The 14,356-nt window shown below is 69.6% G+C and carries 13 protein-coding genes; 9 read left to right on the top strand and 4 right to left on the bottom strand.

What is annotated here, in order from left to right; all coding sequences use genetic code 11:
- Nucleotides 1–226: 226 nt before the first annotated feature.
- Together FHS29_RS19105 and FHS29_RS19100 are read right to left on the bottom strand one after the other, a co-directional pair.
- Nucleotides 227–823: a hypothetical protein gene (locus FHS29_RS19105; RefSeq protein ID WP_184692172.1), complete on the bottom strand. Its 597-nt coding sequence runs from the start codon at nucleotides 821–823 to the stop codon at nucleotides 227–229.
- On the bottom strand, nucleotides 820–1,326 hold the full coding sequence (locus FHS29_RS19100; RefSeq protein ID WP_312864983.1) for a SigE family RNA polymerase sigma factor: 507 nt from the start codon (nucleotides 1,324–1,326) through the stop codon (nucleotides 820–822). Before FHS29_RS19100 ends, FHS29_RS19105 begins: the two co-directional genes overlap by 4 nt.
- Before the next feature lie 438 nt (nucleotides 1,327–1,764).
- On the opposite strand from FHS29_RS19100, the gene FHS29_RS19095 reads away from it, so the two are divergent.
- Entirely contained in the window at nucleotides 1,765–1,926 is a 162-nt protein-coding gene (locus FHS29_RS19095) for a hypothetical protein (RefSeq protein ID WP_184692168.1), read from the top strand.
- A gap of 110 nt (nucleotides 1,927–2,036) precedes the next feature.
- On the opposite strand, the gene FHS29_RS19090 is transcribed toward FHS29_RS19095, so the two are convergent.
- Complete coding sequence (locus tag FHS29_RS19090; RefSeq protein ID WP_184692166.1) at nucleotides 2,037–3,170, bottom strand: carboxylate-amine ligase; 1,134 nt, start codon at nucleotides 3,168–3,170, stop codon at nucleotides 2,037–2,039.
- A gap of 300 nt (nucleotides 3,171–3,470) precedes the next feature.
- On the opposite strand from FHS29_RS19090, the gene ctaD reads away from it, so the two are divergent.
- The 4 genes from ctaD (at nucleotide 3,471) to FHS29_RS19070 (ending at nucleotide 7,954) form a co-directional block, all read left to right on the top strand.
- Nucleotides 3,471–5,234, top strand: a complete 1,764-nt coding sequence (gene ctaD, locus FHS29_RS19085) for an aa3-type cytochrome oxidase subunit I (protein WP_184692164.1) — start codon at nucleotides 3,471–3,473, stop codon at nucleotides 5,232–5,234.
- Nucleotides 5,235–5,261: 27 nt separating this feature from the next.
- Nucleotides 5,262–5,528, top strand: a complete 267-nt coding sequence (locus tag FHS29_RS19080; protein WP_184692162.1) for a DUF3040 domain-containing protein — start codon at nucleotides 5,262–5,264, stop codon at nucleotides 5,526–5,528.
- 327 nt (nucleotides 5,529–5,855) lie between these two features.
- The gene (locus tag FHS29_RS19075) at nucleotides 5,856–7,001 is read left to right on the top strand and encodes a carboxylate-amine ligase (RefSeq protein WP_184692160.1); all 1,146 of its coding nucleotides are present in this window, start codon (nucleotides 5,856–5,858) and stop codon (nucleotides 6,999–7,001) included.
- 407 nt (nucleotides 7,002–7,408) lie between these two features.
- Nucleotides 7,409–7,954, top strand: a complete 546-nt coding sequence (locus FHS29_RS19070; protein WP_184692387.1) for an EF-hand domain-containing protein — start codon at nucleotides 7,409–7,411, stop codon at nucleotides 7,952–7,954.
- Nucleotides 7,955–8,087: 133 nt separating this feature from the next.
- Here FHS29_RS19070 and FHS29_RS19065 read toward each other — a convergent pair whose 3' ends face one another.
- Complete coding sequence (locus tag FHS29_RS19065; protein ID WP_184692159.1) at nucleotides 8,088–8,333, bottom strand: three-helix bundle dimerization domain-containing protein; 246 nt, start codon at nucleotides 8,331–8,333, stop codon at nucleotides 8,088–8,090.
- 387 nt (nucleotides 8,334–8,720) lie between these two features.
- Between FHS29_RS19065 and FHS29_RS19060 the strand changes: the two genes are divergently transcribed.
- From FHS29_RS19060 to FHS29_RS19045, 4 genes are all read left to right on the top strand, one after another.
- A complete protein-coding gene (locus tag FHS29_RS19060; protein WP_312864982.1) occupies nucleotides 8,721–10,322 on the top strand; it encodes a sensor histidine kinase in 1,602 nt (533 codons plus the stop codon).
- A gap of 269 nt (nucleotides 10,323–10,591) precedes the next feature.
- On the top strand, nucleotides 10,592–12,979 hold the full coding sequence (locus tag FHS29_RS19055) for a xanthine dehydrogenase family protein molybdopterin-binding subunit (protein WP_246440456.1): 2,388 nt from the start codon (nucleotides 10,592–10,594) through the stop codon (nucleotides 12,977–12,979).
- Nucleotides 12,976–13,869, top strand: a complete 894-nt coding sequence (locus tag FHS29_RS19050; RefSeq protein ID WP_184692155.1) for an FAD binding domain-containing protein — start codon at nucleotides 12,976–12,978, stop codon at nucleotides 13,867–13,869. Before FHS29_RS19055 ends, FHS29_RS19050 begins: the two co-directional genes overlap by 4 nt.
- The gene (locus FHS29_RS19045) at nucleotides 13,844–14,335 is read left to right on the top strand and encodes a (2Fe-2S)-binding protein (protein WP_184692153.1); all 492 of its coding nucleotides are present in this window, start codon (nucleotides 13,844–13,846) and stop codon (nucleotides 14,333–14,335) included. The genes FHS29_RS19050 and FHS29_RS19045 overlap by 26 nt, the downstream gene beginning before the upstream one ends.
- The last annotated feature ends 21 nt before the right edge of the window (nucleotides 14,336–14,356 follow it).

Raw genomic sequence — 14,356 nt, 5'->3', positions numbered from 1 at the left:
TCGGCGGCATCCGACGCCGACTCCTCGACCACTTCTCCTCGCGGGAGAGATCCATGGACGACCTTCTCCAAGGCCTACGCAGGCCACCACAAGCAGCAACGCCGGCCTCACCAAGCGTCCGGCAGTGCGCAGCGCCACCGGGCGAGGCCTCCGAGGTGATTCTCGCGGCCTCGCCCGGTGCGGGACTACTTCCGGGTCTGATTCGTCTGCGAGGCCGGGTCCTCTCTCAACCGAGGTCGGCGACCGGTAGACCGAGGCCTGCGCAGGTGTCGGGCCCGCCGGGGAAGACCGCGACGGCCCCTTCCATTGCATCGACGGCGCGGCCGTCCAGTACGCAGGCCACCAGCGCGGGCACCGGATGAGCCGACCCCTCGATCGTGGGCGAGGCCTTGTTCCAGCCGGCGTGGTTGTTCTTCCACGCGTCGGCGCAGATGGACATGATCTCGCCGGTGATGTCGCCGCGGCCGTCCGGTCCGTCGCCGGCGATGCCGAACAGCAGGTGCTGGTTGACCTCGCGGCTACCGATGTCGGCCGTGCGGTAGCAGTAGCCCGCCTCCGGGTTGCCCGGCGGCGCGGTCCCGGGCACGGGCTGCGAGCCGGCGGACGCAGGACCACCGCCGAGCGTGCCGAACCCTCCGGTGAGGGCGACGCCGCCGCCGATCACCACAGCCGCCACGGACGCCGCGGCCAGCGGCACTGCGAACCGGAGCCGTCGCGCACGGCGCGCTTCGGCCCGTTCCAACGCCGCCACGTCCAGCCCGAGTGGCGGTTCGCCGTCCAGTGCCCGCTCGAAAAGTTCCCTGCCCACGGTCATGTCCGTCACTTCCTCTCCTGCGGTGCCCGCACAGCCGGATCCGCGCCGAGCAGCAGCGTCCTCAACGTCTCCAGTCCCCGCGCGCACTGCGACTTCACGGTCCCGGTCCCGATCCCCAACGCCTCGGCCGTCTCCGCCACCGACAGGTCCAGGTAGAACCGCAGCACCAGCACCGCGCGCTGACCGGCCGGCACACCGGCCAAAGCCGTCCGCACGTCCATCGCGTCCTCCGGCGACCCCTGCCCTACCGACGCCCGCTCCGGCAACTCCGCACGCACCTCGCCGAACCGCGACCGCTTCTTCGCCGCGTCGATCGCCAACCGCGAGATCACCTGCCGGGCATAACCCTCCACACCCTCGGCGTCCAACCGATGCCACTGCCGGTACAGCCGCATCACCGCCGTCTGCACCAGATCCTCGGCACCCTGCCAATCACCGCAGATCAGGAACGCCAACCTCCGCCACGCCGCAGCACGACCGACCACCAACGGCGTGAAATCCAGCCGATCCACCCGCACCGCCCCTCATCGACCGACCCAGATACAGCCGCCGGCGGCGATCGGTTGCATCAGACCGTGTGAGATCCACACCACACCGGAGTCGGCCGGATGTCCACCGCCACCGCAGTCGCAGGGCCGCGCGAGGCGCCGCGATCCCTGCGGGAACTGCACTACGACACCCACGACCTGCCTCGATCGCTGGATGCTGTAGCGAGGCATGAAGTACGGACATTCGTCGCCCACCGGCGCCCACTGGACCAACGGGTGTCCTTCCTCTGTTCGGCAACATGGAGGCGGCTTCCGGTGGCGTTGATGCCGTCGGGTACTCGTACTCACAGGTGGAATCCGCTGTCGAGCAGGTCCCCGCAGCCGATGGTCAGGGTGGCTGCGCTGCTCCGACATCAGTCGATCGAGCCGCTTGAAGTCCGATCGCCCGGGTAACCGCCTCCGGTGACCGAAGGCGACAACGCACCGATCAACCCCGACCCGCCCCACTCCCCCGGCACGCCACGACTGGAAGACCTGGATGTGGAGGTTCCGAACGTCGAGCGCACGACACCGACCGGGCAGGACGTCCGCCACGACGCCGCCGCAGTCGAGCCACCGGACTGACCACCGACCGGTCCGACAGGACGACGGGTTCCTGCACCGCACCACCTCCTCGCCGGACCAGCTGATGCCTCACGGCCGGCAGAGAGCTCCTGCGGACCGCTGAAGCCGAGTCACGCGGTCGGTGTGGACGGCTCATCGGTCCACGTCTCCGAACCGGACAAGGTGTCGCGCGCCAGCAGCTCCAGCACGTCGGACATCCTGCCTGCGCGGGCGAAGGCTTGTCGTTGCCTGGCCGCACCGCCGCCATCGGCGTCCAGAGCTGACAGCCGGTGGCGGACGAGGTCGAGGTCGGCTGCGCCGAGATGGTCCCGGACGTGGTGCACCAGGCGGTCCAGCAGCAACCGGGTGGGTTCGAGCCGTCCGGAGAACACGTCGAGGGACATGCCGGTGATGCCGTCCCGCGCCGCACGCCACATCGCGGCGCGCAACACCTCGGTGGGCACGGGTGGCGCCGGCAGTCCCCGGCGGAGGCCGGCCAGCGCGGTGGCGACGAGCCCGCGCACCAAGGCGGCCAGCAACACCGCTTCGTCCACCGTGGCCGCGACGTCGGCGACCCGCACCTCCACGGTGGGCAGGTGGGAGGACGGCCGGACGTCCCAGTAGATGTTCCTCAGGTCGTGGGCGGCACCCGACTCCACCATCATGTTGCACGTCGACTCGTAGTGCTCCGGCGACTCGAAGTAGGGCGGAGGACCGGCGCTGGGCCAGCGCGCCCAGACGATCGAACGCCAGCTGGCGTAGCCGGTGTCGAGGCCGCGGGCGAACGGGGAGTTCGCCGTCACCGTACCGAGCACCGGAAGCCACGGCCGCACGTGGTTGCACACCCGCACCGCCGTCTCCGGATCCGGCACGGCGACGTGTACGTGACAGCCGCAGATGGACTGTTCGGCGGCCAGGAGCCGGTAGTCCCCGGCGAGCCGCCGGTAGCGGTCTTCGCTGCCGGTCCGCAGGTCCGGCCCACCCACCGGCGCCACACCGACCGCGAGCAGCCGGCAGCCCAGACCACGCGCGGTTTCGGCGGCCACCATGCGGAGCCCGTGCAGTTGCCCGCGCACGTCGGCCAGGTCGTGACACACGGCGGTGCGGGTTTCGACCTGGGCGGCGACCAGTTCGACGTCGAGGTCCACCCCGAAGCGCCGGCGGGCCGCCTCCGCGACCTCGCGGCCGTGTGGTGCCGGCTCCCCGGTCCGGGGGTCCACCAGCAGGAACTCCTCTTCGACGCCCAGCGTGAGGGCAGGTGGCAAGGCGTCCAAAGTGGCCTCCGGCGGCGTTCGGCCCAGGTATCCGAGGTACCCGGCTGATCGGAGGGGCGAAACGCCGGCGGCCGGGAGGTGCGGTGGCAGCCGGGACGTGCGCCGGCGTGTCGGGACCGGAACAGGTCGCGGAACCGGGACGAACGGGTGAACTGCGGGCACAGGCGAATAAGAGCACCGGAGCCGGGTAATCGGGCGGGTCTCCGGCGGCTCCGGGTAGCTGCGGGGGACGTGAGAGCGGTCGTCCGCCCCGGCGGACCCGTGCCCTGCCCAAGTAAGCCGAGGATGGTCATGACGACGCTGAAGCCGATGCCGATCGTGCCCCGGGAGGCCGGGCGGCCTCGTCCGAGGGGTTCGGCGCTGCTGCGCCTGTTCGGCACCACCGATCACAAGATGATCGGGTTGATGTATCTGACCACGTCGTTCGGGTTCTTCCTGGTCGGTGGGTTGATGGCGTTGCTGATGCGGGGCGAGCTGGCCCGGCCGGGGCTGCAGTTCCTGTCCAACGAGCAGTACAACCAGCTGTTCACCATGCACGGCACGGTCATGCTGCTGCTGTACGCGACGCCGATCGTGTTCGGGTTCGCCAACTTCGTGCTGCCGCTGCAGATCGGGTCGCCGGACGTGGCGTTCCCGCGCCTCAACGCCCTGTCCTACTGGCTGTACCTGTTCGGCGGGCTGATCGCGGTCAGCGCGTTCCTCACCCCGGCGGGCGCGCCGGACTTCGGCTGGACCGCCTACACCCCGCTGTCCAGCGCGATCCACACCCCCGGTGTGGGTGCGGACCTGTGGATCTCCGGGCTGGTGATCGGCGGTCTGGGCACCATCCTGGGCGCGGTCAACATGATCACCACCGTGGTGTGCCTGCGGGCACCGGGCATGACCATGTTCCGGATGCCGATCTTCACCTGGAACATCCTGGTCACCAGCATCCTGGTGCTGGTGGCGTTCCCGATCCTGACCGCCGCGCTGCTGGGCCTGCTGGCCGACCGGCACCTCGGCGCGCACGTGTTCGACGCCGGCAACGGCGGCGTGATCCTCTGGCAGCACCTGTTCTGGTTCTTCGGCCATCCCGAGGTCTACATCGTCGCACTGCCGTTCTTCGGCATCGTCTCGGAGATCCTGCCGGTGTTCAGCCGCAAACCGATCTTCGGCTACAAGGGGCTGGTCTACGCCACCATCGCCATCGCGCTGTACTCGGTGGTCGTCTGGGCGCACCACATGTACGCCACCGGCGCGGTGCTCATGCTGTTCTTCTCCGCCACCACGTTCATCATCGCCATCCCCACCGGCATCAAGTTCTTCAACTGGATCGGCACCATGTGGAAAGGACACCTGACGTTCGAATCGCCGATGCTGTTCAGCGTCGGGTTCCTGGTGACGTTCCTGTTCGGCGGCCTGTCCGGCATCCTGCTCGCCTCACCACCGATCGACTTCCACGTCCACGACACCTACTTCGTCGTGGCTCACTTCCACTACGTCCTGTTCGGCACCATCGTGTTCGCCACCTACGCCGGCATCTACTTCTGGTTCCCCAAGATGACCGGCCGGATGCTCGACGAACACCTCGGCAAAGTCCACTTCTGGACCACGTTCATCGGTTTCCACCTCACCTTCCTGGTCCACCACTGGCTCGGCAACCAGGGCATGCCCCGCCGTTACGCCGACTACCTGCCCGGCGACCAGTTCACCGGCCTCAACACCGTCTCCACCATCGGCGCCTTCGTCCTGGGCGCCTCCACCCTGCCCTTCCTCTACAACATCGTCAAAAGCTACCGCTTCGGTGAACCCGCCGGACGCGACGACCCCTGGGGCTTCGGCAACTCCCTGGAATGGGCCACCTCCAGCCCGCCACCCCGCCACAACTTCACCGAACTCCCGCCCATCCGCTCCGAACGACCCGCATTCGAACTGCACTACCCCCACATGGTCGAACGGATGCGCTCCGAATCCCACTACTCCGTGCTGCGCAAGAACCAGGACGACGTCGAGGTCGACCAGACCACCGAGAAATACCTGGCGCCCACCGACCGCGAGACCAAGCACGACGACTGACCTCCCCGACAGGCGTTGGAGGACTCGATGACCCGGTACGAACGCCGTCAGCTCCGCCGGATCGAACGCTGGTTCGAGACGACCGACCCGGAGCTGGCAGCGGTTCTCGCCGGCCGGACGACCGGCGCGCGGCCGGCGCATCGACCGTCGACCAGGACCTGCGTGGCAGTGCTCGGCATCGCCTTCGTGGTCGGCGGGGCACTGGTCCAACTGTCACTGGCGTTCGCAGGCTGCCTGCTGCTCATGACCGCGGCCTGCCTCCACGTCACACGCCCCCGGCCGGCCAAGCCGTAGGACCGCGTGCCGAGGGGTGAGGGAGCGGTTCCCTGTTCGACGTGCACCACCTCTGGGTCCGACCTGGCCGGGACATCGCCGAGTCGCGGAAGCCGGTGACTCCGGTGACACTCGGTTTGTCCGTACCCGCGAGTGGTATTCCGATGATCCCTTCGACGGTTCTCGGATTCATTCGGACGAGACCGCCGGTGGGACTTCTCGTCGGTCAAGCAGCGTGCCGACACCCACGTGGCTGCCTCGTGCGGGGATCGTGTCGTCGTCACGCTCGCGTGAGGACAGTGCGCGGCGCACTCGCGTGTGGCCCGACCAGCGAGCGGTGAGGACATCATGATCAACGCCGATCAGCCCCTTCCAGCCGGTTCCGACGTGCCGACCCTGGGTGTGGAGGAGGAGTTCCTGGTCGTCGACCCGGGCAGCGGCCTGCCCGTCCCGGTGGCCGGCGAGGTGGTCGACCTGGCCAACCGGCTGGGCGCGGACCTGCAGCCCGAGCTGACGCGCGTGCAGGTGGAGACCAACACACCGGTGTGCCGCACGCTGCGCGAGGTGCGCGGGCACCTGCTGACCGCACGGTCGACGGCCGCGGCGGCGGCCCTTCAGGCCGGGGCGCAGTTGCTCGCGGCCGGCGTGCCCCTGACCGGGCCGATGGGACAGTCCTTCAGCGACTCCGACCGCTACCTGCGGATCGGGGAGGGTTTCGGTCTGCTGGCGGCCGAGCACGGCGTGTGCGGCTGTCACGTGCACGTCGCCGTGCCGGATCGGGAGACCGCGGTGCAGGTGTGCAACCACCTGCGGCCGTGGCTGCCGGTGCTGCTGGCGTTGACCGCCAACTCGCCGATCCACCAAGGCGTCGACACCGGCTACGCGAGCTGGCGGTCGGTGCTCAACAGCCGCTGGCCGTGTTCCGGCGCGCCGCCGTACTTCACGTCCGCGGAGCATTACGACGCCGTGCTCGACATGATGGTCGACAGCGGAGCGGTGCTGGACCGGGCGATGGTGTACTGGGACGTGCGGCCCTCGGACCACCTGCCCACCGTCGAGGTCCGGGTCTCCGACGTGCCCGCCACGGTCGACGAGTCGACCCTCCTCGCCGCCCTGGTGCGTGCCCTGGTCACCACCGCCCTCGGTGCGATCGGCCAAGGTGACCGGGCGTTGCCGGTCACCACCGAGGCGTTGCGCGCGGCCTACTGGCGCGCCGCGCACGACGGCATCACCGGCGACGGCATCGACCTGTTCGCCAACCGCCGCGTCCCGGCCGCCCACCTGCTGCGCCGGCTGGTCCGCCACGTCCGGCCGGCCCTGCGCCGGAGCGGGGAGCTGCGCGCGGTCAACGCCCTGCTGACCAAGGTCCTCCAGAACGGCAACGGCGCCGTCCGCCAACGGCAGGCGTTCCAGCGCCGCGGACGGGTCGAGGACGTGGTGGAGCTCCTGACCCGGGACACGAGCCACGACCGGCTACCGGAAACCGCCGCGTGACCGCCGGACATCACGCGGACCACCCCGAACTCTCGTGCGGGACCGCCCGGGATGAACCCGGCACCGCCACCCGACGCCCGGCCGGACTGCTGGTGCTCCGACACGAGGTCGCCCTGCTGCGCCGGCCGGTTCCTGCTGATTCCATCCGCCACAAGCGATGGAGCCCGCACCGGAGACGAGATGGTTCGGCGAGGGGGACCGGCCCGCCGAAACCGACCGGTGTGGAGTACTGAGGCGGGCTTTCGGTCGAATTCGTGCGGTGAGCGCTACTCGTGGTCGTTGTCAAGATTCGGAGGACGACCTCATCGGGTAGGAGATGGACCCGTTTCCCGCTGCCTGATTCCGTTGATCCGTGGCTACGCTGCGGTTCTCGACCATTCGGGTCGTCGACGGAAGAGGTGTTCGCCATGTCGGATCAGGTTCGGCTCGACAACATCGACCGGGTGTTCGCGATTCTCGACATGGACGGCGACGGCGGGATCAGCAAGGGCGACTTCGCCTCGATGGCGGCGGGAGTGGTGCGGGAGTTCGGGCTCGACGAGGATTCGACGTCGGCCCGGCAACTCGTCGAGGGGTACGAGGACGTCTGGGACTACATCCGCGGTGCGGACCTGGACGTGGACGGCGTGGTGGGGGCGGCGGAGTTCCGGGAGGCGCACACGTCGGGGCGGGTGACGACCGAGGTGCTGGTGGAGAAGTGGGAGCGGGCGTCGCGGCGGTGCTTCGAGGCGGCCGACGGTGATGGGGACGGCTACATCGACCTGGAGGGGTTCGCCGCGATCTACCGCGGTGGCGGGGTCTCGGACCCGGCGGTGGCCCAGGCGGCGTTCAGGGCGATGGACGTGGACGCGGACGGCCGTCTGGACTGGGCCGAGCTGTCCGCGAACGTGCGGGGCCTGTTCACGGCGACCGACGAGTCGGCGAAGGGCGCCCACATGGTCAGCGGCGACTGACCACGCCGACGCCGGTTCGCGGAAGTCCGGTGAGGGCCGTCAGGACTTCGACGGATACCGGCCTCACGAGACGCGCGGAGAATGCGGCCTCACCTGGCTGTACTGCCCTGGGACATCGCGGGCGGTTCGATGATCACGGAGCGCCCTGCAGCCGCTGTTGGGCCAACCGCGCGGCCAGGATCGGCAGGAAGCCGTGCACCTTCGCCCGCGAGGCGAGCTGCCGGTACGCCTCCACCACGGTCTCCCGCACGACCTGATAACTGACTCCGCCCGCCAACCGACGCGTCAACTCCTCCGCGGCCTGGTCCAGCTGAACCTCCACCCGCGCGTGCAGATCACGCGGATCCCGGACTTTGTGCCCATCGAGCCTGTCACTCATCGCAGCCCTCCAACACCGACCCGGATACCACCGGCAGCCTCGTCCCAACCACCACTCGGATGGACCGTACGGTTGAACGTGGGGCAAAGCCAGCCTGGATTTCCGGTGAATGAACTCCCAACCCGCACCCCGGACCTGCCCACCACAGCCCCGACCACGCTTGCGCCACCCCAGCACCACCAGCGTGGTGACCGAGGAGCAGGCAGCGGAACAGGTGACCCAGCGGGTTGCCTCCCCCACGCGGAGTGCACCGTTCGCACCACGGCCTGACTGGCCGCTTCACTGCCCTCTCCGGTCCGGCATCGCCCAGTGATGTCATAGAGTCCGCGTGTTCGACAGCGCAACAGAGTCGTCGACACCCAAGCCCGCCGGACGCCGGAGAAGCCAGTGAACCGAATCGCGCCGTGGCGCAGGCTGACCGTGCAGGCGTGGTTCGGTCTGTTGCTGGGGTTGATGATCCTGCTGCTGGTGGTGGGAGCGTTGGCGGGAGCCCAGGCCCTGCGCCGCACGGCCGAGGTGTCGGACGAGCTCGTGGACCGGATCCAGCCGGCACACACCGAAGCCCTCCGGTTGCGGCACGCGTTGGTCGACCAGGAAACCGGTGTCCGCGGCTACGTCCTGGGCGCCGACTTCCGGTACCTGCGGCCCTACGAGGAAGGCATCCGGGTCGAAGCACAGGCTTTGGCACGCCTGCGTGAGGTGCTGGACGGGCGTGACGCGCTGCTGGCCGACGTCGACGCCATCGACCGGACGGCGCGGCAGTGGCGCCGCGAGTACGCCGAGCCGGCGATCAGCGCGGTCGTCGCCGGCTCGCCGCGGCCGGAGGAGACCGCCGCCGTGCTGCGCGGCAAGGAGACGTTCGACCGGCTGCGCGGGTTGTTCGACGAGCACAACGCGCGGCTGGACCGGGCCCGGGAGGACGGCCACGCCGACCTCGACCGCGCCCGACGGCTGCGCGACGTGGTCCTCGGCTCCACCGCCGCGGGGCTCATGGCCATGGGCGTGGCGATGGCCGTGGTGGTCCACCTCGTGGTCATCAGGCCTCTCAGGGTGTTGCGCGTGGCGTCCCGGAAGGTCTCCACCGGGGAATTCGGGCAGCGCATCGAGGTGCGCGGCGCGGTCGACGTCCGGTCGGTGGCCGAGGACGTGGAACAGATGCGCGGCAGGATCGTGGCGGCGCTGGAGGCCTCGCGCGCCAACGAGCAGCGGTTGCGACGACAGACGGCGGAACTGGACGCCCAGACCGAGGAATTGCGCCGCTCCAACTCGGAGCTGGAGCAGTTCGCCTACGTCGCTTCTCACGACCTGCAGGAACCGCTGCGGAAGGTCGCCTCGTTCTGCCAGTTGCTGGACAAGCGCTACGGCGATCAGCTCGACGAACGGGCCCAGCAGTACATCGGCTTCGCCGTCGACGGCGCGAAACGCATGCAGGTGCTGATCAACGATCTGCTCACCTTCTCCCGGGTCGGGCGTCAGGTCCAGCTCCGGCACGGGGTTTCGCTGGACAGCACGCTGAGCCTGGCCCTGGACAACCTCGCCACCAGGATCGAGGAGAACCGCGCGCGCATCCAGCGGCCGGCGGGACTGCCGACCGTGGACGGCGATCCCACCCACCTGGCCATGCTGTGGCAGAACCTCGTCGGCAACGCCCTGAAGTTCCGCCGGCCCGACCGCGACCCGGCCGTGACCATCACCTGCGACCCCGACACCCTCGCCGGCGGCAGGCCCGCCTGGCGCATCGGCGTGGCGGACAACGGCATCGGCGTCGACCCCCAGTACGCCGAGAAGATCTTCGTCATCTTCCAGCGGCTGCACGGCCGCGACGAGTACAGCGGCACCGGGATCGGCTTGGCCGTGTGCCGCAAGATCGTCGAGTACCACGGCGGGACCATCCGCCTGGACACCGACCACCGCGACGGCACCAGGCTGGTGTTCACCCTGCCGGCCCACCGGCTGTCCGAAGACCAGCCCGACAGCCCTCGCGGCTGACCCCCGACGCGGTGTGATCGCCTGCCAACCGACACGAGACTGTCACTCGCAGGCAGGTTCGCGAACCGTCACTCGCAGGCAGGCTCGTCACACCCGGGTCAGCGCCGCAGTGGATCACCGCCCGAAGCGTCCTGACGTGAACCGGATCGCGCCGTCGTGTAGCGGATCGACCCCGGCTCGGCCAAGCCCTAGCGTCCGTCCACGACGACTGTCCGAAGTGGTCCGCACGGGAAGCGCAGGACCCGGCGGTGATACCCGGAGTCCACGTCATGGAGGTTGGGTTGCGTACTGCCGGCAAGTCCGTGGGCCGTCCGGTCCGCAAGCACGACGGTGACGCCTACCTGACGGCGAACGCGACCTACACCGGCGACATCGTGCTGCCGGGCACGGTCTACGCCGCCCTGGTGCGCGCACCGCTCGCACACGCGCTGATCCGGTCCGTGTCGACCGCGGCGGCGGAAGGTGCGACCGGAGTGATCGCCGTGGTCACCGGTGAGGACATGATCCCGTGGTGTGACGAGATCCCGCACGGACTGGACGCGGGGCATCTCGGGGGACACCACAGCGCCGTGTTCCCGCTCGCCGTCGAGAAGGTCGTCTACGCCGGCGAGCCGATCGCCGCCGTGGTAGCCACCTCCGAGGCTGACGCCCATGCGGCTTGTCTGATGGTCGAGGTGGACTACGAGCCGCTGCCGGTCCTGCTCGACGTCGAGTCCGCGCTCGCGGCGGACGCCCCGATCCTCTACCCGGCCTGGGCCGAGAACGTCCTCATCGAAGGCCACGTCGGAAACGACGACTTCGCCGAGGTGGCGCGAACAGCGCCGCACGTGCTCGAAGGCGAGCTGCGGACCCACCGCGGTACGGCGGCACCGATGGAGCCACGCACGTACCTGGCCGACTGGGACGCCGGAAGGCAGCACCTCACTCTCTACGCGTCGACGCAGAACCCGCACGTGCTCCGGACAGTGCTCGCCGCAGCAATGCGACTGCGCGAGGATCAGATCCACGTGGTCGCGCCCAAGGTCGGTGGCTCGTTCGGCCTCAAGATGTACGGAAGCCGTGAGGACTTCATCGCGCCTGTTCTCGCGCGAATGGTCGGCCGTCCGGTCAGTTGGGTGGAAGAACGCGCGGCCTCACTGCTGCCGGCCGCCCGGGAGCAGGTGCTGTCCTACCGGGTCGCATTCGACGACGACGGGGGCCTGCTCGCCCTCGACGTCGAGGCCCTCACCGATCACGGCGCTGCCGCCCCCACGCACGGTTGGGCGATGGCGTACGTAGGGGCGCTCTCGACGGGGCTCGGCTACGCCATCGAGCACTGCCACGTGCACTATCGCGTGGTAGTCACCAACAAGGCGCCGTGGAGCGGGACCAAGCCGTTCGGCAAAGACGGTGCGACACTCCTGCTGGAGCGCATCATGGAGCGGGTCGCGGCCGCGACCGGCGTCGACGCCGGCACGGTGCGACGGCGCAACTTCGTCGCTCCGAGCGCCTTCCCGTACCGGCACACCTCGGGCTTGGAGCTCGACAGCGGCGACTACGCCGCCGCACTCGATCAGACGCTCGAAATCCTCTCCCACGAACGGTTGCGCGCCGACCAGGCGCGGCTGCGGGCGCAGGGCCGCTACCTCGGTATCGGCCTCGGGTTCGAGCTGATGCCCGAAAGCGCCGACATCCCGGGTGGGTTCGTCGCGGCGTACGACACCTCGACGGTCCGGATGAGCCCGTCAGGGCGCGTGTCGGTGCTCACCGGAGTCACCAGCCCGGGCACGGGCAGCGACACGGGCATCTGCCAACTCGTCGCGGACGAACTGGGAGTCGCCTTGGACACCGTGTCGGTGGTGCAAGGCGATACCGACACCTGCCCGTACGGTTTCGGCAACATCTCGAGCCGTTCGCTCGTCACGGGCGGCAACGCCGCGGTGCTCGCCGCTCGCGACGTGGCGGACAAGATCCGCGCGGCTGCCCGCGCGTTGCTCCGAGCGGATTACGACGAGCCTGTGCTCATCGAGGACGGGATCGCACGGCTCACCCGCGACCCGTCCCGCAGCGTCTCCGTTGTCGAGGCTGCCCGTGCCGTGTACACCCGTTCCTACGAGCTCGAGCTCGACGTGGAGCCGCACCTGGAGTCGACGCGCACGTACCGGCCTTCGAACATCCGCGAGGTGCCCGACGCACTCGGCCGGATGCAGACCTACACGACCTATCCCTATGCGGTGCACGCTTCGGTCGTGGAGGTCGACGTCGAAACCGGTGTCGTCACGCTGCTGCGGCACGTCGCCACTCACGACTGCGGCACTGTCGTCAATCCCCTGATGGTCGACGGGCAGGTGACCGGCGGTGTCGTGATGGGCCTTGGCGCGGCCTTCAGCGAGGAACTCGTCTTCGACGACGACGGGATTCCACTCACGACCGGCTTCAAGACCTACCTCCTCCCCCGGGCGGTCGACGTGCCGCGCGTCGAGCTGGGCCACCTCTGCACACCGGCGCCAGGCACTCCACTGGGCGCGAAGGGAGTCGGCGAGGCCGGGTTCGCCGGGGCGCTCGCGGCGGCGTTCAACGCGGTGAACGACGCGGTCGCGCCGCTCGGTGCCCGGCTCGACCGCACGCCGCTGAGCCCGATCGCCATCATGAGGGCACTCCGGGAGGCCCGTCGATGATCCCGACCCGCTTCGAGTACGTCGCACCGCGAACCGCGGCCGACGTCGTAGCCGCACTGGACGGGGAGAGCAGGCTGCTGGCCGGGGGTACCTGGGTGGTACCGGAGATGGGACGTGCCGAGTCCCGCCCCCGGCGGGTCGTCGACCTCCGCCGGGCCGGCCTCGCGACGATCTCGGTCGAGGGCTCCCGGCTGCGCCTCGGCGCCATGTGCACCTACAGCGACCTCCTTTCCAGCGAGGACGTCACACGCCACGCGCCGCTCCTGCGCACGATGGCGAGCGGAGTGACCGGCGGGTCGGCACTGCGCAACCAGGCCACCATCGGCGGCTCCGTCGCCGCTGCCCGTCCTCAGTCCGACGTGCCCGCGACGCTGGTGGCCCTCCGCGCGGACGCGGTCGTCGCGGGCCCTGCGGGATCGCGCCGCGTACCGACCGCGGAGCTGTTCCTCGGTGCCGGACGGACCACGCTCGCCGTCGACGAGGTGATCACCGGTTTCGACCTGCCGTCCGAGCGCATGTCCGGGCACGGCTACGTCAAGCTGAAGCGGGGCGGCAGCTCCTGGCCCATCGTCACCGCAGCGGCGCTGCTGCGCCTCGATGACGACGGTCGGTGCGAGACCGCTCACCTCGTCCTCGGCGGGGTCGAGGCGGTGCCGATGACGGTGGACCTCACGATCATGCTCGGGCGTCCACTCGGCGACCAGGAACTGGATGTGGCCGCGGCGCGAACGGTGGCCGCGTTGTCCGCGCCCTGGACCGACGTGCTCGCTCCAGGTGACTACCGCGCGGCGGTCGCCGCACCCGCGGCCCGGCGGGCGCTTGCCATGGCACGGGCCAACGTCGGCGTCACGGAGGGGGAACGGCATGGACGACGACCTGACTGCCCTTGAGATCACCGTGAACGGGAAACGCCGCTCTGCGACTGTGGACCGGCGTGAGCTCCTGATCGAAGCGCTCCGCAACCGCTTCGGCGTCACCGGGCCGAAGATCGGGTGCCTCACCGGTGACTGCGGAGCCTGCACGGTCCGGCTTGACGGCCTGATCACGAAGTCCTGCCTGCGGATCGCCGTTGCCGAAGACGGCGCGGAGATCGAGACACTCGAGTCGATGAGCACGAACGGTCTCACGGGACTGCAGGAATCGTTCTGGGACAACAACGCTTTCCAGTGTGGTTACTGCCTGTCCGGGATGCTCTTCGCGGCCGAGGACCTGCTCGACCACAACCCGACGCCGGACGAGGACGAGATCCGTCAGGCCATCAGCGGGAACCTGTGCCGCTGTACCGGCTATGACGCGATTGTGACCGCCATCAAGCGCTACGCCGAGCGAGTCGCGGAAAGTGATCGCCGGCAGTGACCTGCGAACGAGGAGATTCGT

The organism is Saccharothrix tamanrassetensis (assembly GCF_014203665.1).
Classification (GTDB): domain Bacteria; phylum Actinomycetota; class Actinomycetes; order Mycobacteriales; family Pseudonocardiaceae; genus Actinosynnema; species Actinosynnema tamanrassetense.
Note: the sequence above shows the minus strand (reverse complement) of the source record. Positions and strands in the feature narration are given on the sequence as shown.

Excerpts from the sequence above, each read along its gene's own strand:
- FHS29_RS19045 (WP_184692153.1), top strand. The coding sequence starts at position 13,844 with ATGGACGACGACCTGACTGCCCTTGAGATCACCGTGAACGGGAAACGC.
- FHS29_RS19080 (WP_184692162.1), top strand. The coding sequence starts at position 5,262 with ATGACCCGGTACGAACGCCGTCAGCTCCGCCGGATCGAACGCTGGTTC.
- FHS29_RS19055 (WP_246440456.1), top strand. The coding sequence starts at position 10,592 with ATGGAGGTTGGGTTGCGTACTGCCGGCAAGTCCGTGGGCCGTCCGGTC.
- ctaD (WP_184692164.1), top strand. The coding sequence starts at position 3,471 with ATGACGACGCTGAAGCCGATGCCGATCGTGCCCCGGGAGGCCGGGCGG.
- FHS29_RS19050 (WP_184692155.1), top strand. The coding sequence starts at position 12,976 with ATGATCCCGACCCGCTTCGAGTACGTCGCACCGCGAACCGCGGCCGAC.
- FHS29_RS19065 (WP_184692159.1), bottom strand. The coding sequence starts at position 8,333 with ATGAGTGACAGGCTCGATGGGCACAAAGTCCGGGATCCGCGTGATCTG.
- FHS29_RS19075 (WP_184692160.1), top strand. The coding sequence starts at position 5,856 with ATGATCAACGCCGATCAGCCCCTTCCAGCCGGTTCCGACGTGCCGACC.
- FHS29_RS19070 (WP_184692387.1), top strand. The coding sequence starts at position 7,409 with ATGTCGGATCAGGTTCGGCTCGACAACATCGACCGGGTGTTCGCGATT.